Source organism: Bacillota bacterium (genome assembly GCA_040754675.1).
Classification (GTDB): Bacteria; Bacillota; Limnochordia; order Limnochordales; family Geochordaceae; genus Geochorda.
Genome location: JBFMCJ010000023.1, coordinates 1 through 18,714, shown reverse-complemented (window position 1 = coordinate 18,714; position 18,714 = coordinate 1). Strand labels below are relative to the sequence as shown.

Here is an 18,714-nt window from a genome sequence, read left to right as displayed (position 1 = left end):
GCAGTAGCTGACGCCCCGGCCGGTGAACGCTTCTTCGCCCCGCAGGGCGTGCTTGCGCCCCATGGCCCCGGTGGCCACGATGACGGCCCTCGCCCGGTACGTGCCGGTGGAGGCGATGACCTCCTTGGGGTCCACCAGAACGTCCGCCGACAGCACCTGCGCCGTCACGATCTGCGCGCCGAACTGCTGCGCCTGGGCGCGGAGGCGTTCGAGCAGTTCGAGCCCGGAGATCACTCCCAAAACGCCCGGGTAGTTCTCGATGTGCTCCGTCATTCCGAGGGCGCTGGCCCGTGGGTTCTTGTCAAGCACCACCGTCCGCAGGCCCGCCCGGGCCGCGTAAAGCGCCGCGCTCAGGCCCGCGGGGCCGCCCCCGATGATGGCCACGTCATAAGCCGTCTCAGGCGAGTCCATCGCCTGGGCCGAAAACCCGTTGAGACCGACCTGGAGCTCCATGCGGACCGGAACCCTCCCTGTGGCAGACTGAAAACTTTACCCGATTAACCAGAGTACCCTAGGGGGTATGGTACGTCAACCTTCCACCGCCTCCGGAGGTGGACAGGCTGGCCGCCGCGGAGCCTGGGGTCTCGCCTCCGCGGGCGGCAGGTGCCGGGCGGCCTGGCGCGACGCAGGAAGGGACAAATGTCCTCGCGGGCAGGGACATCCGACCCTTGTGGCATGGGGTACCTCGCCTGGTAAAGTGCTTACGAACGGTTAGCACTATGTGAGGCGGGCAGCAAGCCGCGAAGGCGCCCCCAGGTCCAACCCCGCAGCCGTCCCCCGAAGCGCCCTCTGAGGCCGGCTGCCCGTCCCTTTTCCCCTGGCTCCTACTCCGCCGCCTGCGGCCCCTCAACCGTCTCGCCCGCTCCCAGGCGGGCAACGTCCCGCTTCAGGTACCGGCGCAGTAGCAGCACGGCAGCGACGCCGTATGCCATGTTGCCCATCTCCCACATGAGCCCGGCACCCAGCGCCAGATCGGCTTCGGGGTCCAGGCCCCACAGGCGGGGAGCCTCCGCGTAGGTAGGGTAGATGGGCCTTCCGGCCAGCGCGAGGGTGAAGCTGAGCGCCCAGTTGACCACCATCGATCCTGCCACGAGCGCCAGGCGAACAGGCGCCGGCGGCCCCATGCTGCCCGGCTCGCCCAGGATCGCCACCCAGAAGAGGTACGCCAGCAACAGGAACGATACGTGCTGCGCGAGGTGAACCGCCTCGCTTCGCAGCGCGGCCTCGTAAAGCGCCGGCAGGTGCCACAGGACGAGCCCCAGGTTGTACACCGCGAAGCCGGGCACTCCCCGGCTGACCCACCCGATCACGGCACCGGCCGCCCGATGAATGCGCCGCGCCCACACGATGGCCTCCGGGGGCGTCGCTACGGCCAAAAGCGGCGCTGCCACCGTCATGAGCAGCGAGTGCTGGATCATGTGCAGCGTGAACAGGAAGTGGTCCCCACCCCGGTCGAGCGGTGATTCCAGGGCGACGAAGATCGCCAGAAGGCCGGCCCAGAAGGCGGCGGCCCGTCTCTTCTCCACGGCGAACCGGGTGCTTGCCCGGCGGTAGGCCCACGCGAGCAGCGCCAGGCCCAGAGCCACGCTCGGGTCAAGCCGCCAGTCGGTCCACCGCAGGATCGCTTCCGCGTGAACCTCCCGGCCGTGCGCGAGCGCAATGCCTGCCAGGTGCATGTGACCTCCTGCCTGCGGGTGACAAAGTACTATAGCCCATCAGAGCCGCGGTCTGCCAGGAAGGCCTACCTCGCCGCCCTCGGCGCCGGCGAAGCCCGGCAGCGCATCGGCGAGCAGTACGGCGCGGCCACGACGGATGCGCCCGATAGCCGTCAGCCGCCGGCGTAGCCCTGCAGGAAGGGATTGGTGCGGCGCTCGGCCCCGATGGTCGTGGCCTGGCCGTGCCCGGGGTAGACCCGGCAGGCATCGGGCAGCGTCAGGAGTTGCCGGTGGATGGAGCGCAGGAGCAGTTCGGCGCTTCCGCCCGGCAGGTCGGTTCGCCCGGCGCTGCCTGCGAACAGGGTGTCCCCGGTAAACGCCACGGGGCGCGGTTCGGCCAGGATGAAACTGACGCTGCCCGGGCTGTGCCCCGGGGTGTGCCGAACCTCCAGCGTGACGCGGCCGAGCCGGATGCGCTGCCCGTGCGCCAGGGGGCCGTCCGGTGGAGGAGGTTCGGGGATGGCCGCGCCGGTGAAGAGCGTGGCCGCGTCAGGGGCGTAGGCGAGCAGCTCCCGGTCGGCCGGGTGCAGCAGGAACGGGGCACCGGTCTTTTCGCGGATGGCCCGCAGGGCGCCCACGTGGTCGAAGTGGGCGTGCGTCGCCAGGATCCACGCGACCTGGAAGCCCTCCAATTCTTTGAGGATGCGTTCGGGCTCGCTGCCGGGGTCGATGACGGCGGCCTGGCGGCTCGGCAGTTCCAGGATGAGGTGACAGTTGGCCTCCAGGGGCCCAACGGCCGCCGTGACGATTCGGATCGCCTCTGGATCCATCGCCGGTCCCATCGCGGCTCCCATCACCGTCCTCTCCGCGGCGGAAGGAAGTGGCTGCGCCGAGTCGAATTTGGGCCTTCAAGCCTGCTTCGTCGCCCTTCGAGCCGAGCCAGGCGAGGCAGACGAGACGAGAGAGGAGAGATGTCCCTTGCCTTCCGGCTTGATCCGCCCTTCTCCCAATGGTTCGACGGCTCGCCGGATCGTCCTGGACGAGAGCGCGATCCCGCGGCGGTGGTACAACGTGGCCGCGGACATGCCCCGGCTTCCCGAGCCGCCGCTGCACCCGGCCACCGGCAACCCCGTCACGCCGGACGACCTGGCGCCGATCTTCCCGCGAGGGCTTATCGAGCAGGAAGCGTCCACGCAGCGCTGGGTCGACATCCCCCAACCGGTCTTCGACGTCTACCGCCTCTGGCGCCCGACCCCGCTTTACCGGGCCGTGAGGCTCGAAGAGGCGCTCAAGACGCCGGCCCGCATCTACTACAAGTATGAGGGCACGAGCCCGGCCGGGAGCCACAAGCCCAACACCGCCGTGGCCCAGGCCTACTACAACATGAAGGAGGGCGTCCGGCGGCTGGCCACGGAGACCGGAGCGGGCCAGTGGGGGTCGGCGCTGGCGTTCGCCTGTTCGCAGTTCGGCCTCGAGTGCACGGTCTACATGGTCAAGGTGAGCTACCACCAGAAGCCGTACCGCCGTTCCCTCATGGAGGTGTGGGGCGCGACGGTGCACGCAAGCCCCACCTCGCTCACCGCCGCCGGCCGGCACGTGCTGGAGAAGGACCCGGACTCGCCGGGCAGCCTGGGGATTGCCATCAGCGAGGCCGTGGAGGACGCCGCCACGCACCCGGACACCAACTACTCGCTGGGAAGCGTGCTCAACCACGTCCTGCTGCACCAGACCGTCATCGGGCTCGAGGCGAAGAAGCAGCTCGAGGCCGTCGGCGAGTACCCCGACGTGGTCATCGGGTGCATCGGCGGCGGCAGCAACTTTGCCGGGATCAGCTTTCCGTTCCTGATGGACCGGCTGCAGGGGCGCCGCCCGGTGCGGGCCCTGGCGGTGGAGCCGACGGCGTGCCCGACGCTGACCCGCGGGCAACTGCGCTACGACTTCGGGGACACCGCGGGCCTCACGCCGCTCCTGCACATGTACACCCTGGGGCACAACTTCGTGCCGCCTGCCATCCATGCCGGGGGGCTCAGGTACCACGGGGATGCGCCGCTGGTGTGCCGGTTGTTCGAGGACGGGTTCGTGGAGGCGCGGGCCTACCCGCAGATCGCCGTCTTCGAGGCGGCGCTGCAGTTCGCCCGGAGTGAGGGGTTGCTGCCGGCTCCTGAGTCGGCCCACGCCGTCCGGGCCGCCATCGACGAGGCGGTGAAGGCCCGCGAGGAGGGCGTCGAACGGGTCATCCTGTTCAACCTCAGCGGGCACGGCGACTTCGACCTGGGCGCCTACGACGCTTACCTCGCCGGCAAGCTGGAGGACTACGAGTACCCGGCGCAGCTGGTGGAACGGGCTCTCGCCGAGCTTCCGCAGGTGCCGGGCCGGGCATGACCGGCGGGGCACTCGGGCCGGAGTGGGGCGGCCGTCCCGGGCGGGCGCCCCTTCAGGTGCGGTCGCGGCTGTGCTATAGTGAAGCACTGGAGCGACGTTATCACGCGAGGAGGCGCCGCTTTGGACGAGGCCCACCGGGCGGCCGGGGCCGCGGTGAGCGAGAAAGGCCAGCTTGACCCGGTTATCGCTTCCGTCGACCCGGAGATCGCCGAGGCGATCTTCAAGGAGTTGCGCCGGCAGGAAGAGCGCCTCGAACTCATCGCCTCCGAGAACTACGCAAGCCCCGCCGTGATGCGGGCTCAGGGGTCGGTCCTGACCAACAAGTACGCAGAAGGGCTGCCCGGGCGGCGCTACTACGGCGGTTGCAAGTTCGTGGACATCGCCGAACGCCTGGCCATCGAGCGGGCCAAGGCGCTTTTTGGCGCGGAGCATGTCAACGTCCAGCCCCACTCGGGTGCCCAGGCCAACGCCGCCGTTTACTTCGCGGCGCTTCAGCCAGGCGATACCGTGCTGGGCATGAACCTGGCCCACGGCGGGCACCTGACGCACGGAAGCCCGGTCAACATTTCGGGTGCATGGTTCCGCTTCGTACACTACGGGGTCAGGCCCGACACGGAGCGTATCGACTACGACCAGGTGAGGGAGCTTGCCCGCCAGCACCGCCCCAAGCTCATCGTGGCGGGGGCAAGCGCCTACCCGCGGGTGATCCACTTCGAAGCGCTGCGGCGGATCGCCGACGAGGTCGGGGCGGCCGTGATGGTGGACATGGCGCACATCGCCGGCCTGGTGGCGGCAGGGTTGCACCCGAGCCCCATCCCCTACAGCGAGTTCGTGACGACGACCACCCACAAGACCCTGCGGGGACCGAGGGGCGGGCTGGTCTTTTGCCGCGCCCAGCTTGCCAAGCCGCTGGACAGGGCGGTCTTCCCGGGCACACAGGGCGGGCCGCTGATGCACGTCATCGCGGCCAAAGCCGTCGCACTGAAGGAGGCGATGACGCCGGAGTTCAAGGAGTACCAGCGCCGGATCGTGGCCAACGCGTCGGCGCTGGCCGACGCGTTGATGGAACGGGGCTACCGGCTGGTCTCCGGCGGGACTGACAATCACCTGATGCTGGTGGACGTGCAGCGTTCCAGGAACCTGACCGGCAAGGAGGCGGAAGCGTTACTGGACGCCGCCGGCATCACGGTCAACAAGAACGCCATTCCGTTCGACCCCCACCCCCCGACGGTGGCAAGCGGCATCCGCATCGGGACGCCGGCGGTCACCACGAGGGGTATGGGCTCCCGCGAGATGGTGCAGATCGCCGCGCTCATCGACGAGGTGCTGAGCCACCCGCACGACGAGGAGCGGCATCGCCGGGTGCTGGGTGAGGTGGGCGATCTGTGCCGTCAGTTCCCGATTTACGCCGGCCGCCTGCTCTAGCGGGTGGCAGCGGCAGGCAGTGTGGAGCGCCGGGGGGGCGCCACGGCGGGGCGTTGGGCGCGGGTTTGGCGCGGGAGGATTTGTGAATACCTTCACAATATAGCAACGGTAAAAACCCGGTTTCTCAGGCGCAGGGCGGCGCCCCCGGCTCGACGCGCGCAACGCCGCTCGAAGCGCTTCGGACGCCGGAGAAGAGGTAGAGGGGTGCGTGGGGCCATATGCTGGAGATCCGCTGGCACGGACGCGGCGGGCAGGGAGCCAAGACCGCCGCGTTTTTGTTGGGGGAAGCGCTGGCCACGACGGGGAAGTACGTCCAGGCCTTCCCCGAATACGGGCCGGAGCGTACGGGGGCTCCCGTCGTCGCGTACGACCGCGTCTCGGACCAGCCCATTCGCCTGCACTCGCCGGTTACCCGGCCGCGCTACGTCGTCGTGCTCGATCTGACGCTGGCGGCAGCCGTCGACCTGGCGGCGGGCGTACCCGACGACGGGCTGATCCTGGTCAACACGGGCCGGGCGGCCGACGAAGTGCGCCGCCAGCTCAAGCTCAACGGCCGGCCCATCCGGGTGCTGACGGTGGACGCGGCCCGCATCTCCATGGCGACCCTGAAGCGCAACATCCCCAACACACCGATGCTGGGCGCGCTGGTGGCGGCCGCCGATCTGCTTCCCAGGAAGATGCTGCTCGACGTCATGCGCGACAACCTCGGCGAGAAGTTCCACGGGCGCGCCCAGCTTGTGGAAGCGAACCTGGCGGCCATCGAGCAGGCGTACGAGGAGGTAAAGGCGCGATGAATGCTCCCGGGAAGGCCGTTTCCAGCGAGAAACAGGCCAGCGTCACGCTGCCCTGGACGGAGATGGCGGAAGGCGGGCTCGTGCCTCGCGGCGGTACGGCGGCCTCGGTGAAGACGGGCGCCTGGCGAACGGGGAAGATGCCGGTCATCGACCTTTCGCGGTGCATCCACTGCCTGCGGTGCTGGATCTGGTGCCCCGACTCCGCCGTGATCCTGGACGGGGAAAAGGTCACCGGCTTCGATTACGACCACTGCAAGGGCTGCGGCATCTGCGAGCAGGTCTGCCCGCCGAAGGTGCACGCCATCCAGATGGTCCCGGAAGGGGTTGAGGGCTGAGATGGGTGGGGTCAACGGGCACGTCGTCACACAGCGCCGCCGGATGACCATGACGGGCGCGGAGGCGACCGCAGAGGCGATGCGGCAGATCCACCCGGACGTGGTGGCCGCCTACCCCATCACGCCCCAAACCGACATCGTCATGCGGTTTGCCCGCTACGTGTCCGACGGGGTCGTGCAGACGGAGTTCGTCCCGGTGGAAAGCGAGCACTCCGCGCTGAGCGCCGTGGTCGGGGCCTCGGCCGCGGGTGCGCGGGCCATGACGGCCACATCCGGGCCCGGCTTCGCCCTGATGCACGAAATCCTGTACGTGGCGTCGGGCTACCGGCTCCCCATCGTGATGCCCGTCGCCAACCGGGCGCTGTCGGGCCCCATCAACATCCACGGTGACCACAGCGACACGATGGGGTCTCGCGACGCCGGCTGGATTCAGATCTTCTCCGAGAACGCCCAGGAGGCGTACGACAACCTGATCCAGGCCGTGCGCATCGCCGAGGATCCGTCGGTGCGGTTGCCGGTCCAGGTGACGCAGGACGGCTTCATCATCACCCACGGCATGGAGATCGTCGAGGTCCTGACCGACGCCGAGGTGCAGCAGTTCGTGGGCACGTACGAGCCGGAACGGTACCTGCTCGACGTGGAGCGGCCCATGACTGTCGGGGCCCTGGCGCTCCAGAACAGCTACTTCGAGGTCAAGCGCCAGCTCGCCGAGGCCATGGTTAACGCCCGTCGCGTGATCGCCGACGTCGGTGAGGCGTTCGGGCGGCTCTCCGGGCGCTACTACGGCCTCACCGAGCCCTACCGCATGAACGACGCGGAACTTGCCGTCGTGGTGCTCGGCTCCACGGCCGGCACCGCCAAGGTCGTGGTCGATGAACTGCGCAACCGGGGGGTCAAGGCCGGGCTCGTGAAGATCCGGGTCTTCCGGCCGTTCCCGGCGCAGAACCTCCGGGATCTGCTGCGCGGCACCCGGGCCGTGGGCGTACTCGACCGGTCGGATAGCGTCTCCGGCGGGCTTGGCGGGCCGGTGTTCGCCGAGACCAAGGCGGCCCTGTACGGGTTGCCGGATCCGCCGGTGATGACGGGGTACGTCTACGGCCTCGGCGGCCGGGACACCACTCCTGAGATGATCGAATCCGTATACGAGGACCTGGCCGAGCTTGCGCGGCGCGCCCGGGACAACTACGCCGAGGTGGTCGCCGATGCGGCCCTGGCGGGTCACTACCTGGGCGTGCGGGAGCCGGGGCAGAACGGCTCGCCGCACCGCCACGGTGCTGCCAAACTCGGTGAGAGGTGATTTGGAGCGATGCCTACTCTCAAGGAACTGGCGCGGCGACCGAATCCCCTGACCGGCGGCCACAGCGCGTGCGCGGGGTGCGGATTCCCGCAGGCCGTCCGGCTGGTGCTGATGTCCATCGACGAGCCCGTGGTGGTGGCGGGCGCGACCGGGTGCATGGAGGTCACCACCACCACGTACCCCAACACGGCGTGGACCGTCCCGTTCATCCACAACGCCTTCGAAAACGCGGCGGCCACCATCTCGGGCGTGGAGGCCGCCTACCAGGCGCTGCGGCGCAAAGGGAAGATCGACAGGGAGATCCGCTTCGTGGCGTTCGGCGGCGACGGCGGCACGTACGACATCGGGCTGCAGTCGCTGTCGGGCGCGGTGGAACGCGGCCACCGGTTCCTGTACGTCTGCTACGACAACCAGGCCTACATGAACACCGGCATCCAGCGGTCCTCGGCCACGCCCTTCGGGGCTTCCACCACCACGTCGCCGGCGGGCGACGTGGTGCCCGGCAAGCAGCAGCGCCGCAAGGACCTCACGGCCATCATGGCGGCGCACGGTATTCCGTACGTGGCCCAGTCGACCATCGCCCACTGGCAGGACCTGACGCGCAAGGTGAAGCGCGCCACGGAGGTGGACGGCCCGTCCTTCATCAACGTGCTGGCCCCGTGCCGGCTCGGGTGGGGGACGGATCCGTCGCAGACCATCCGCCTGGCCGAACTGGCCGCCGAGACGTGCGCCTGGCCGCTGTTCGAGGTGGACCACGGCCAGTGGAAGGTCACGTACGTTCCCAAGAACAAGCTGGCGATCGAGGAGTACCTGAAGCCCCAGGAGCGCTTCCGCCACGTCTTCGAGGATGAGACCGGGCAGCTTCTCGCTGCCATCCAGAAAGACGTGGACGAACAGTGGCAGGCGCTGCTGGCCAGGGCCGGGCTGGGCAAGGATGGCAAAGCCTGAGGCCGGGCCCGCCGGCGCGTCGCACGTCACTCGTTCCGGGTCGGGCCGGCCTCCGGCTCGACCCGGAGCTTTATGGAAGGCGTTCCGGGGGACTTGCACGGCTGCAAGGGGAAGGATAAGATCCGCGCCGCGTTCCAGGGGCCGGCTTGGAGTGAACGAGAGCGACTGACGGTCAGTCGGTCCGACTGACCGTCAGTCATTCGCCGGGGAGGTTGGGGCGGGGTGGGCGTGCGGCGCAGGCTATGGCCCTCTGGCGGGAGCCAGTGGCTGAGGCGCTCTCTTGCCTATAGCACCGCCGAGGGCACCCTGGCCGCGGCCAGCGAGAACCTCGGCATCAACTACGTCGCTCTCTTCGCGGTGGCGATGGGGGCGTCGGCGCTCGAGGTCAGCCTCCTCACGGCGATCCCCAACCTGCTCGCCAACTCCTTTCAGCTTCCCTTCGGGCGCCTCGCCGAGCGCACGGGCAAGAACAAGCTTTTATGGATCATCGGCAACACCATCGTACGCTGGGTCTGGGTGCCGATGGCGGCGCTGCCGTGGCTGATTCACGACCGGACCTGGCTCATCTACTCGCTTTTGGCGCTCGTATCGTTCCGGGGGCTCGGGATGGCCATTGCGATCCCGGCGTGGACGTCGCTCATGGCCAACCTGACCCACCGGAGCTGGCGGGGCGCCTACTTTGCACTGCGCAACATCCTCGCCAACCTGGTGGCGCTGGCGGCGTCGGTGGTGGCGGGGTACCTCATCAAGGGGTTTGGCTACCCTGCCGGCTACGCTGTGGCGTTCGGCGCCGCATGGTTCATCGGGATTTTCTCGCTGCTGGTTATCCTGCCGGTCCACGACCCGGCCGCCCAAACCAGGGTGGCCCCCGGGGCCGGCTCTGCCGGCGGGACACCCGCCCGGGATGCCCCCGGGCAGCGGCGGATGCTGTTCGCTTCTGACTGGCTGGCCGGCGGCCCGGCCCGGTGGAAGAGCGAGGCGCCCGGCTTTTACGAGTACGCCGTGGCCGCGTTTTTATGGAATACCGCGGTGCACCTGCCCATTGCCCTGTTCCCGGTGCACTTCACCCAGCAGCTTTACGGCACGGAGGAGCTGTGGGGCATCGCCAACGGCGCGACGTTCCTCACCACCATCCTGGGGCAGCGGTACTGGGGCCGTCTGTGCGACCGGGTCGGGCAACGGCCCGTCATGATATGGTCGGGCGTGTGGGCGGCGATGCTGCCCGTCTGGTGGGCCATCATCCCGTCGTCTGAGTGGGTCGTGGCCATCAACGTGGTGGGCGGGCTGGCGTGGGCGGGCTACAACCTCGCCGCGTTCAACCTGATCCTGGAGGTGACGCCGGACAGCCGGCGGCCGTCCTACGTGGCGGTGTTCAACCTGGGCGTCGGGGTCGCAGCGTCGGCAGGGCCGATTCTCGGGGGGTGGCTCGCCGAGTACGTGGGGACGGCGCCGGTGATGGCGCTGTCGGGCGTGTTTCGGCTGGCGTCGCTGGCACTGTTCGCCAGGTGGAGCGGCATGCGGGTGGCGTGGAAGCGGGCGCGGCTTTTCTCGGCGCGTGACCGGTGGTTGTCCGGCGGGGCGGCGCGCCGGTAGAATGGCATCGAAGACGCGCCCGAGCCTTCGGCGCCGCCTTTTTTCTTCGTGTACGGGGTGGGAATCATGCTCGATCTCAAGCGGATCCGGACGCACCCTGACCTGGTTCGGGAGGCCATGCGGCGCCGGGGTGAAGACGTGCCGCTGGACGAGCTCCTGGCTACCGACGCGCGCTGGCGGGAACTGCTGACGGAGCTTGAGGGACTGAGGGCGCAGCGCAACCGGGAGTCGCAGCTCGTGGGGCAGCTCAAGCGGGCGGGAAGGGCGAAGGAAGCCGAGGAGAAAGCGGCCGAGGTGCGGGAACTGGGCGGGCGGATGCAGGCACTGGAGGAGGAGACCCGCCGGCTGGAGCAGCGCCTGAGCGAGCTTTTGCTGACGATTCCTAACATTCCGCACGAGTCCGTCCCGTTCGGGAGAAGCGATGCGGACAACGTCGAGGTGCGGCGATGGGGTGAGCCGCGCCGCTTTGCGTTCGAGCCGAGGCCGCACTGGGAGATCGGCGAGCGGCTGGGGATCCTGGATCTCGGGCGGGCCGCGAAGGTGGCGGGTGCCCGGTTCACCGTGCTGCGGGGGCTCGGGGCGAAGCTGGAGCGGGCGCTCGTCAGCTTCATGCTGGACGTGCACACCCAGGAGCACGGGTATGAGGAGATCTTCCCGCCGTTTCTGGTCAACCGGGACAGCATGACCGGCACGGCGCAGCTTCCCAAGTTTGCCGAGGACATGTTCAAGGTCGAGGGGCTGGATTACTACCTGATCCCGACCGCTGAGGTGCCCGTGACCAACCTGCACCGGGACGAGGTGCTGGAGGCCAGCGAACTGCCGAGGAAGTACGCCGCGTACTCGGCGTGCTTCCGCAAGGAGGCCGGGGCGGCCGGGCGGGACACCCGGGGGCTCATCCGGCAGCACCAGTTCAACAAGGTGGAGCTGGTCAAGTTCGTCCTGCCCGAGACCTCGTACGACGAACTCGAGTCGCTGGTCGAGGACGCCACGGACATCCTGCGGCGCCTCGAGTTGCCTTACCGGGTCACGCAGATGTGCACGGCAGACGTGGGCTTTGCGGCGGCCAAGAAGTACGACCCCGAGGTCTGGATGCCGAGCTACGGGCGCTACGTCGAGATCTCGTCCTGCAGCAACTTCGAGGACTTCCAGGCCAGGCGGGCGAACATCCGGTTCCGCCGGGCGCCGGGCGCGAAGCCCGAGTACGTGCACACGCTGAACGGTTCGGGGCTCGCCGTGGGGCGCACGCTGGCCGCCGTCCTGGAGAACTACCAGAACGAGGACGGCAGCGTCACCATTCCCGAGGCCCTGCGGCCGTACATGGGCGGCCTGAGCCGGATTCCGGCTGACTCACAGTCATAAGCCCGAGCCGTCCACAGGACCACCCCCATCCCTTTTCAGCACAGGCACTTCGACCCTTTCCTGTCGGTTGAATGCCGAACAGACGTTTGCTATTCTCGTTTGAAGAGGTGGCACAAAGAACTCAGCACGATGTCCGCGGAGGTGGCTCTCGACTGAGTAAAGACTTACGGGGTGAGCCTTCCGCCGGGCTCTGAGCTCAGATCTGACAATTGGGGACGTCAACTCGGAGGTAAAAAGGGTGGGGTAATCGCCCTTCGGCGTTGGGAGGAGAAGCGGCGCGCGCCAGATTCCCCCGAACGAAGCCGGCTCGAGCGTGTTCGGTGTGCGGTTGAGCAATACCACTGGCAGCAGGGGATGTCCACTGAGGAGGTAGCTCGCCTTCTTGGGTACAGCGGCGGCGCCGCCCTCCGCAACTTCTGCCTCGCTCACGGAATCCGGTTCCGTACGTATCGTGAGGCGTTGGCAGTTGCAAGAAAGCAGGGCAAGTTCAACGGCCGCCCCCACACGGCCGAAGTGCGCCAGAAGCTGAGCCGCTTGATGCACGAACGTTATGCACGAGGATGGGTGGCGACGGGCGGACGGTGCAAGAAGATCTGCTACGAATCACCGTATGCGGGCCGGGTCAGGTTGGACGGGACCTGGGAGCTGCTCGTAGCAAAGCTCCTCGATCAGGCCGGCATCCGGTGGCAGCGAAACCGAAGGGGTTATCCGTACCGGGGGCGGGATGGGAAGCAGCATCGATACTTCCCCGACTTCTACCTGCCTGACCTGGGCCTCTTCATCGAGGTGAAAGGGTATCTTGACCCCGACTCGGCTCATAAGATCCGTTGTTTTCGTGAGCGGCACCCAGGGAAGCTCGTCGTCTTGACCGGGAAGCAGACCTTCTACCGACTCGCCAAAGGGTGGGTCGATGTACCGCGTTTTATCGAGGGGTTGGCCCGATCCGCGGACGAAAGTTCGGTTGACAGTGCAACGAGCACGATGCTAGACTACACCCGTCGCTCGGGGAGCGGTTCCGCGTCAGGATCTGCCAGGGAACGCGAGGCCTGTTACATCGGCTGGCTCACCCGAGCCAGACGCTAATAGTAATGCGGAGCGGTAGCCTAGGTGGCCTAAGGCGTCGGTTTGCTAAACCGATAGGCGTTACTAATAGCGCCTCGAGGGTTCAAATCCCTCCCGCTCCGCCACTTTTTTGGATGCTTGTGGTTCCGGAGGAGACGTATAGCCAGTCAGCCCAGAACCGCCTAGGCTTCAGCGTCCCACAGCGAGCCGTTCCGCCAGGATCGACGGCAGACCCGCCGCCAGGATGGCCTGCTGGGTGGCCGCCACCGGGTAGGGGATGCGCCGGGCGATGAGGCGCCTGGCATGCGGATCGAACAGCACGTACCCCGCTTCCGGGCGGCCGTCCCGGGGCTGCCCCACGCTTCCCGCATTGACGATGCAGGGGGCCGAAAGCTCGAGCTCGGCGCTCTCATACAGCGGCCGGTAGCCCTGCCGGGTGTAGACGCCCATCAGGTGGGTGTGCCCCACGAAGCACACGTCGAAGCCCGGATCCTCGTCTCTCAGGATCTGCGCCGCCCCTTCCGGGTTCACGTACTCCGTCACCGGGTGCCGGGGCGTGCCGTGCGCCAGCAGGATTCGCAGAGCGCCCCCCGGGAACCGGTAAGTATGCGGCCGTGCCTGGAGCCACAGCCGCAAGTCCGTCGATAGCCGGGCCGCCGTCCACTCGACGGCTTCCCGGGCCCACGGGTTGAACCACTCGAGCGCCAGCAGCCCCACACAGGCGGCGTCGTGGTTACCGAGCAGGGAAACGGACGCATGGTCGCGCGCCCACTCGATGCACGTATCCGGATGTGGCCCGTAACCGACCGTATCACCGAGGTTGTACACCTGCGAGGGCGAAAACCGGGCCATGTCCTGAAGGACAGCATCGAGCGCCGGGCGGTTGGCGTGAATGTCGGAGACGAAGGCGATGAGCGCCTCCACCTCGGCAACACCCCCAAGGCGCCCGTGCGGCGCCCCCCGGACGTGAATCGCAGACGTGCGACGAAAGGTGGCGGAGGGGGAGGGATTCGAACCCCCGGAGGGACCCAAGGCCCTCAACGGTTTTCAAGACCGCCTCTTTCGTCCGCTCAGACACCCCTCCGCAAACCGCAGGCGGCCCGGCGGCAGCTAGATTATACCATGCGCCGCAGGGCGCCCGGATCGCCGCTGGCGAGCCCGCAAGCGTTCAGCGAACCTGCTGCTCCGCGGCCAGCCCGGCCACGAGCCGGCGCACCTCGCGTTCGATCCGGTCACGCACGGCCCTGAACGCGCCCATGACCTCCTCCGGCGCTCCTGTCACAGCAGCCGGGTCCGGCAGCGGCCAGTGGAGCGCCCGGGTTCGGGGGGGCAGGACCGGGCAGCGATCCCGTGCATCCCCGCAAAGCGTCACGACCACGTCGGCCCACGCGAGGTCCGATTCCGTCAGCGGCTTGGACCGCTGGCTCGAAATGTCGATGCCTATCTCGGCCATCGCTCGCAGCGCAGCAGGGTTGAGGCCTTTCGGTTCGAGCCCCGCGGACCGGGCCTCCACCGCCCCGCCGCCGAACGCCCTGGCGAACCCCTCGGCCATCTGGCTGCGGGCTGAGTTTCCCGTGCAGACGAACAGCACGCGCACCGGCTGCCGGCTCGACTGCGCCCGGCCCGACCCTGTTGCACCTTGCAACGCCCTGTTGCCTCCCCCCACTGCTCCGGCGCCGCTTGAGCCGCTTCTACCACGGACAGGCTACAGACGCGTTGTGGTTTGGTAAAGGGTGTGATTCTGCCGCCGCCCTACCACGGGACTTCTTTTCGCCCGCCCAGCACCCGCGCGCCGGCGCTGGCGCGTTGACACGCCCCAGCCCATCGGATAGCCTGACCGGGGAGCAGGGGAGGGACCCGGGCATGGGAGAAGAGGCGCTGGCAGCCATTACCGGAGAGTGGAGCCTGGCCGGCGGCCGGGTGCGCCTGCGCTGCCTCACGGAGGCTGACCTCCCGGCCCGCCTCACCATGACCAACGACCCCGACGTGCAGGTGGCCACGCTGGGCATGACCGTCGGCGAGCGCACACCCTACGACATCCGGAGCTGGTTCCAGACCCTCTCGGAGGACCCGACGAGCCGCCAGATTGCCATCGAGGACGAATCAGGTCGCTACGTCGGCGACTTCGACCTGCACAGCATCGACCTGCGCCACGGCGAAGCGTGGATCGAACCGATGCTGGGGGACCGCTCGCTGCTCGACCGGGGCGCCGAGGCCGTCGCCCCCTACCTGGCGGACGCTCTCCGGACGCTCTTGCGCTACGTGTTCGGCGAAATCGGGCTGAACCGCGTCATGGTCGAGTGCCTGAGCACCAACCCGGTTCTGCTGCAGGTGCTGCAGGGGCTGGGATTCAGTGAGAACGGCCGGATCGACCACATGAACGGCGTCATCTCCCACATCATGGAGCTTCCGGCCGAACGCTTCAGTCCCGTACCTTGAGCAGCCAGAAGATGGTGGCCTGGTCCCATCCTACGTCCCACGGCACGGCGTTGCGGTCGGCCGTGTGGGAGTTGACGACCGTATACCCGCGAAAGTCCCGCCCGACCACCGCCCCGAAGTGCACGACCCGGCCCTTCTCCTGGTAGGCGATGAGGTCGCCGGGTTCCAGCTCGTTAATGGCTCCCTTCGGGAACCGGTCATTGGGCATGACGACGTCCGCGTACTTCCCGCGCACCAGCACCCGGGCTCGCCCCGTTCCAAGCAGATGGTCAAGCAGCCCGCCCGTCTGCACCCACGCCCGGCTGCCGCCCGAACCCTTGCGGTAGTACCAGGCGGAATCCATGGGCAGCCCGCCTGCGTGCAGTACCTGCGAGGCGAAGTTGGTGCAGTCGCCGCCGATATCGGTGTAGTCCCGGTACTGTGGGTTGTAGCGGCCGCCGTTGCCACACCCCCACGCGCCGCCACAGTACGTTCGGGCGTAGGTGGCGGCCGCCTGGCGGTTGTACCGCCATGAGCGGGAGGCCGCCCCCGCGGTGAACGACACCAGTTCGCTCAATTTCCGGGGAATACTGCCCAGCAGATCGAGCAACCAGAGGACCGGCCCGAACGGGCCCGAGCCGCCGTCCACCCGGGTGCCGGGGAGTGCCTCCGCGACGCCCGGTTCGTCCACCCCGGGCGGCGAGCAGCGCGCTGCTCCCGACGCGGCCAGCCGGGCGAACGGTTCGAGGATGCCGCCCGAGGCGGTCACATCGGCAGGCGTCACCTCGGGCACCAGTTCGTCCTCGTCCAGCGGGTCGGTGTACCAGTCGCGCCGGATGACCCACCGCCCGTCCTTACGTACGAGCTGGATGGCGTGGCGGGTTCCGATGCCGAACAGGTGCTTCTCCAGCGTGGGGTCATCGCGGTAGATGTACCCGAGCCGCGCCGACTGGATGAGGCTCGCCCAGATCTCGTCCTTGGACACCTGAAGCCGGGTGACGCGCACCTCGGACCGGGCGCTGACCAGGTTGATGCGCCGCTTCTCCGTCCAGGCCCGAAGATACCGGAGCCGCCGCTGTTCGTGCTCGTAGGCCCACTTGCCGAGCCGGGAGCTGAGGTCGTAGTGCGAGGCCAGCGGCCCGTCGTCAAACTCCAGCAGCGACTTCGCCCGCTCGTCGAGGAGCCTCTGCAGCACCTGCTGGGCCTCTGCCCTGGGGTCCGGCGTGGCCCTCGCAGGGCGCTGCAGATGCCAGGCCAGGCGAATGGCCACCGCGGCCCCCACCGCAACGGCCAGGACGAGCAAGAGCCGGCGTAGCGGAACGGCGACGAACATCGCCCTCTACCCGACCTCCCGAAGCCTCCATGTGTGGCATAAGTGACGGTATGCGACGGGACGAGGCCGTCATGCGAGTAACCACACCGTTCATAGCCTGCCCAGAAGCGGGGCTTGAGGGGGCATACGCCTTGTCTGAGGTCGGGCTGGCGATTGTTGGGGCCCTCTGCTGGGGCCTGGCTCCGGTGGCCGGCAAGGTCGGGCTTGTGGGAATCGACCCGATAGTGGGCCTGGCGCTGCGAACCCTGATGGCGTCGGCGCTGGTGGTCGGCTTCGTCGTCGGGAGCGGCTCGTGGAGCTACCTGGAACGCATCCCGGCAGGGGCGTGGCTTCCCATCGGCATCGAGGCGGTCCTGGCCACGCTGGCCGGCGACCTTGCGTACTACGCCGCCCTGAAGCAGGGGCACGCCTCGACGGTGGCGGTGGTGATGGCGGCGTCGCCGCTCGCGACCGTGGCCGCCGCTACGCTGTGGCTGAGGGAACCGGTGTCATGGGAGAAGCTGGCAGGTACGCTGCTGATCGTGGCGGGGGTGGCCCTGGTCGGGCGGGGGGTTGGGGGTTAACAAGCCGCCACCGGAGCCGATCCCGCCGAACCGGGGTTAGCCTCAGACGATGCCGCGGAGCAGGTAGCCCACCATGTAAGCGACGAATGCCGCAAGCCCGCCGACGGCCAGCATCTCCGTGCCTGCCCGGTACCAGGGCTTGTGGATGACGAGCGAACGTGCGGCCCCGACGGCGAACATGGAGGCGCTGGTCAGCATGACGGCTGCCAGGAACGAGTGGGCCCTGAGCGGTTCGAAAAGGCCGGCAAGGATGTAGGCTGAAAGCGGGATGGCCCCGGCGAGGATGAAGGAGATGAGGGTGGTCAACCCGGCCTTCAGGGGGTCCTTGGTCTCCGGAATGATGTTCAGTTCCTCCCGCATCATCGTCTCGGCCCAGCGCTCCTTGTCGGCGGTGATGACACGCACGGCGCGCTCCAGGTCTTCGCCCTGGAACCCCTTGGCCCGGTAAATCTCCCGTACCTCCTCGACTTCGCCCTCCGGGAAGTGCTCGATCTCCCAGAGTTCCCGCTCGCGCTCCTTGCGGTGGTAATCCTGCTGGGAGCGTTCGCCCAGGTAGGCGCCGGCGGCCATCGAGAACCCGTCGCCCAGCAGGTTGGCGAGACCCAGCACCAGCACGATGACGGGCGAGAGCGCGGCCCCGGTCACGCCGGCCACCACGGCAAAGGTCGTGACGATGCCGTCCGAGGCGCCGTAGACGGCCTCGCTGAGGTACTTGCCCCGCTCTTGCTGGTGGCGCTCTTCGGCGGCCCGAACATCCCGCCGGATGGCCTCCGGGGTGTGGGCCTGGCGCGAGAGTTCGAGGTCGCGCTCTTCGTAGCCCCTGCGGGCGATGTCGACACGTTTCATGGCACTGCGACAGACCCCCTCCGGTCCCGGGTATCCTGTTGATTTGCCGGCTCGACCCAGGCCCGGAGCCCTGGCCCTACCGAGAAGCTGCCCCAAACGCCTGCAGCGCCAGTAAGGGCCGCAGCAGGCGGTACGGTACGTCGCCCGGCGCCTGACGGCTCCGGGAGGCCAGGGCCGCGAGCCTTCCCGCCGCCTCTCCCGTGGCCATCGCGATCGGCGATACCCGCAGCGCCGCAAGCCCCCGGCTGGTGGACGAGGTGCACCGTCCCACGACCATGAGGTTTTCGTTGCGCCGGGCGATCAGCGCTTCCCGGGGGATCTGATAGAAGCGCGCCTTGAGCGGGGCCGTTTGCAGGGTGGCATCCGTGGACGAGTGAACGTCCACCGGGTACGCACCGAGCGCGACCGGCTCCGAGAAGCTCCGCCCCTCGATCAGGTCCTCAGCCGTGATGACATACCGGCCAATGACCCGCCGGCTCTCCCGGACCCCGATGTGGGACCCCGACTGTTCGAGACGCGCCCCAGCAAACCCGGGGAGGCGTTCCCTCATGAACCGGAAGAACGCCCACATCTGCCTGCGCCCCTCGAGTTCGGCCTCGCTGACGTCCAGCACGTCCAGCGCCGAACGCCCCAGGCAGCGGGTCACGTTGACGTACGCTTCGCCGGGAACGCCGGTGCCGAACAACAGTATCCGGTCCCGCACT

General features: G+C 68.4%; 19 protein-coding genes and 2 tRNA genes. 12 read left to right on the top strand and 9 right to left on the bottom strand.

Going from position 1 to position 18,714, the window contains the following annotated elements:
- The 3 genes from AB1609_02760 to AB1609_02750 form a co-directional block, all read right to left on the bottom strand.
- Positions 1–453: FAD-dependent oxidoreductase (locus AB1609_02760; protein ID MEW6045389.1), on the bottom strand; the 453-nt coding region annotated here is incomplete at its 3' end.
- Between the two features lie 371 nt (positions 454–824).
- Complete coding sequence (locus tag AB1609_02755; GenBank protein ID MEW6045388.1) at positions 825–1,676, bottom strand: cytochrome c oxidase assembly protein; 852 nt, start codon at positions 1,674–1,676, stop codon at positions 825–827.
- Between the two features lie 152 nt (positions 1,677–1,828).
- On the bottom strand, positions 1,829–2,509 hold the full coding sequence (locus tag AB1609_02750) for an MBL fold metallo-hydrolase (protein ID MEW6045387.1): 681 nt from the start codon (positions 2,507–2,509) through the stop codon (positions 1,829–1,831).
- Positions 2,510–2,633: 124 nt separating this feature from the next.
- Between AB1609_02750 and AB1609_02745 the strand changes: the two genes are divergently transcribed.
- The 10 genes from AB1609_02745 (at position 2,634) to AB1609_02700 (ending at position 12,975) form a co-directional block, all read left to right on the top strand.
- Complete coding sequence (locus AB1609_02745; protein ID MEW6045386.1) at positions 2,634–4,037, top strand: TrpB-like pyridoxal phosphate-dependent enzyme; 1,404 nt, start codon at positions 2,634–2,636, stop codon at positions 4,035–4,037.
- Between the two features lie 183 nt (positions 4,038–4,220).
- On the top strand, positions 4,221–5,462 hold the full coding sequence (glyA, locus tag AB1609_02740; protein MEW6045385.1) for a serine hydroxymethyltransferase: 1,242 nt from the start codon (positions 4,221–4,223) through the stop codon (positions 5,460–5,462).
- A 218-nt stretch (positions 5,463–5,680) separates the two neighbouring features.
- Positions 5,681–6,256 (top strand): 2-oxoacid:acceptor oxidoreductase family protein, encoded by a 576-nt coding sequence (locus AB1609_02735; protein MEW6045384.1) that lies wholly within the window; start codon positions 5,681–5,683, stop codon positions 6,254–6,256.
- Positions 6,253–6,591 carry a 4Fe-4S dicluster-binding protein gene (locus AB1609_02730; GenBank protein MEW6045383.1) on the top strand — a complete coding sequence of 113 codons (339 nt, stop codon included), beginning with the start codon at positions 6,253–6,255 and terminating at the stop codon, positions 6,589–6,591. Before AB1609_02735 ends, AB1609_02730 begins: the two co-directional genes overlap by 4 nt.
- A gap of 1 nt (position 6,592) precedes the next feature.
- Complete coding sequence (porA, locus tag AB1609_02725) at positions 6,593–7,888, top strand: pyruvate ferredoxin oxidoreductase (GenBank protein MEW6045382.1); 1,296 nt, start codon at positions 6,593–6,595, stop codon at positions 7,886–7,888.
- Between the two features lie 9 nt (positions 7,889–7,897).
- Positions 7,898–8,836 carry a thiamine pyrophosphate-dependent enzyme gene (locus AB1609_02720; protein MEW6045381.1) on the top strand — a complete coding sequence of 313 codons (939 nt, stop codon included), beginning with the start codon at positions 7,898–7,900 and terminating at the stop codon, positions 8,834–8,836.
- Between the two features lie 222 nt (positions 8,837–9,058).
- Positions 9,059–10,429 carry an MFS transporter gene (locus AB1609_02715; protein ID MEW6045380.1) on the top strand — a complete coding sequence of 457 codons (1,371 nt, stop codon included), beginning with the start codon at positions 9,059–9,061 and terminating at the stop codon, positions 10,427–10,429.
- 66 nt (positions 10,430–10,495) lie between these two features.
- A complete protein-coding gene (gene serS / locus AB1609_02710; GenBank protein MEW6045379.1) occupies positions 10,496–11,788 on the top strand; it encodes a serine--tRNA ligase in 1,293 nt (430 codons plus the stop codon).
- Positions 11,789–12,247: 459 nt separating this feature from the next.
- Entirely contained in the window at positions 12,248–12,871 is a 624-nt protein-coding gene (locus tag AB1609_02705) for a hypothetical protein (protein MEW6045378.1), read from the top strand.
- Between the two features lie 9 nt (positions 12,872–12,880).
- Positions 12,881–12,975: transfer RNA gene (locus AB1609_02700), tRNA-Ser, on the top strand.
- A gap of 64 nt (positions 12,976–13,039) precedes the next feature.
- Here AB1609_02700 and AB1609_02695 read toward each other — a convergent pair.
- The 3 genes from AB1609_02695 to AB1609_02685 form a co-directional block, all read right to left on the bottom strand.
- Positions 13,040–13,774, bottom strand: coding sequence for a metallophosphoesterase family protein (locus tag AB1609_02695; protein MEW6045377.1), 735 nt, complete (start codon positions 13,772–13,774; stop codon positions 13,040–13,042).
- A gap of 68 nt (positions 13,775–13,842) precedes the next feature.
- Positions 13,843–13,934 (bottom strand) — tRNA-Ser (locus AB1609_02690).
- Between the two features lie 84 nt (positions 13,935–14,018).
- A complete protein-coding gene (locus AB1609_02685) occupies positions 14,019–14,495 on the bottom strand; it encodes an arsenate reductase ArsC (protein ID MEW6045376.1) in 477 nt (158 codons plus the stop codon).
- A 218-nt stretch (positions 14,496–14,713) separates the two neighbouring features.
- Between AB1609_02685 and AB1609_02680 the strand changes: the two genes are divergently transcribed.
- A complete protein-coding gene (locus tag AB1609_02680; GenBank protein ID MEW6045375.1) occupies positions 14,714–15,289 on the top strand; it encodes a GNAT family protein in 576 nt (191 codons plus the stop codon).
- Here AB1609_02680 and AB1609_02675 read toward each other — a convergent pair.
- Positions 15,273–16,601 (bottom strand): amidase domain-containing protein, encoded by a 1,329-nt coding sequence (locus tag AB1609_02675; GenBank protein ID MEW6045374.1) that lies wholly within the window; start codon positions 16,599–16,601, stop codon positions 15,273–15,275. The genes AB1609_02680 and AB1609_02675 overlap by 17 nt on opposite strands.
- A gap of 131 nt (positions 16,602–16,732) precedes the next feature.
- Here AB1609_02675 and AB1609_02670 point away from each other — a divergent pair, with 131 nt between their 5' ends.
- A complete protein-coding gene (locus tag AB1609_02670) occupies positions 16,733–17,164 on the top strand; it encodes an EamA family transporter (protein MEW6045373.1) in 432 nt (143 codons plus the stop codon).
- Positions 17,165–17,206: 42 nt separating this feature from the next.
- Here AB1609_02670 and AB1609_02665 read toward each other — a convergent pair whose 3' ends face one another.
- Both AB1609_02665 and AB1609_02660 read right to left on the bottom strand, forming a co-directional pair.
- Positions 17,207–18,010, bottom strand: coding sequence for a VIT1/CCC1 transporter family protein (locus AB1609_02665; GenBank protein MEW6045372.1), 804 nt, complete (start codon positions 18,008–18,010; stop codon positions 17,207–17,209).
- A gap of 76 nt (positions 18,011–18,086) precedes the next feature.
- A partial coding sequence (locus AB1609_02660) for an FAD-dependent oxidoreductase (protein ID MEW6045371.1) occupies positions 18,087–18,714 on the bottom strand: 628 nt, incomplete at its 5' end.

Excerpts from the sequence above, each read along its gene's own strand:
- AB1609_02755 (MEW6045388.1), bottom strand. The coding sequence starts at position 1,676 with ATGCACCTGGCAGGCATTGCGCTCGCGCACGGCCGGGAGGTTCACGCG.
- AB1609_02750 (MEW6045387.1), bottom strand. The coding sequence starts at position 2,509 with ATGGGAGCCGCGATGGGACCGGCGATGGATCCAGAGGCGATCCGAATC.
- AB1609_02735 (MEW6045384.1), top strand. The coding sequence starts at position 5,681 with ATGCTGGAGATCCGCTGGCACGGACGCGGCGGGCAGGGAGCCAAGACC.
- AB1609_02730 (MEW6045383.1), top strand. The coding sequence starts at position 6,253 with ATGAATGCTCCCGGGAAGGCCGTTTCCAGCGAGAAACAGGCCAGCGTC.
- porA (MEW6045382.1), top strand. The coding sequence starts at position 6,593 with ATGGGTGGGGTCAACGGGCACGTCGTCACACAGCGCCGCCGGATGACC.
- AB1609_02720 (MEW6045381.1), top strand. The coding sequence starts at position 7,898 with ATGCCTACTCTCAAGGAACTGGCGCGGCGACCGAATCCCCTGACCGGC.
- serS (MEW6045379.1), top strand. The coding sequence starts at position 10,496 with ATGCTCGATCTCAAGCGGATCCGGACGCACCCTGACCTGGTTCGGGAG.
- AB1609_02680 (MEW6045375.1), top strand. The coding sequence starts at position 14,714 with ATGGGAGAAGAGGCGCTGGCAGCCATTACCGGAGAGTGGAGCCTGGCC.
- AB1609_02675 (MEW6045374.1), bottom strand. The coding sequence starts at position 16,601 with ATGTTCGTCGCCGTTCCGCTACGCCGGCTCTTGCTCGTCCTGGCCGTT.
- AB1609_02665 (MEW6045372.1), bottom strand. The coding sequence starts at position 18,010 with ATGAAACGTGTCGACATCGCCCGCAGGGGCTACGAAGAGCGCGACCTC.